A 406-nucleotide genomic window follows, 5' to 3' on the forward strand; every position below is an offset into this window, starting at 1 on the left:
GGTTTCCACAAGAATCAGTAGCAGTAAACGTTACCAGAGCGCTTCCTGAGTTTCCACAACCATCGCTTAAAGCAGTGAAGTTGTGTGACCATGTTACAGAAGAACATACATCGGAAGAAGTTGCACCACCATGACTGTCTAACCATACTTGTAATTGTGCTTGGTTTCCTTGACCGTCGCATTCAACTGTCATATCAGAAGCCTGCACTGAAATTACCGGATTAGTTGTATCCTGAATTGTGAATGTTGCTGAAGTAGTACTAGGGTTTCCACAAGAATCAGTAGCAGTAAACGTTACCAGAGCGCTTCCTGAGTTTCCACAACCATCGCTTAAAGCAGTGAAGTTATGCGACCAAGTCACTGAAGAACATACATCGGAAGCAGCTGCACCACCATGACTGTTAAG

At 44.1% G+C, this 406-nt stretch carries 1 protein-coding gene; it reads right to left on the reverse strand.

What is annotated here, in order from left to right:
* On the reverse strand, nucleotides 1–406 hold a 406-nt coding region (locus tag LZZ90_RS13995), incomplete at both ends, for a hypothetical protein (RefSeq protein ID WP_237791324.1).

The sequence above is a fragment of the Flavobacterium sp. SM15 genome (assembly GCF_022012335.1).
GTDB lineage: Bacteria > Bacteroidota > Bacteroidia > Flavobacteriales > Flavobacteriaceae > Flavobacterium.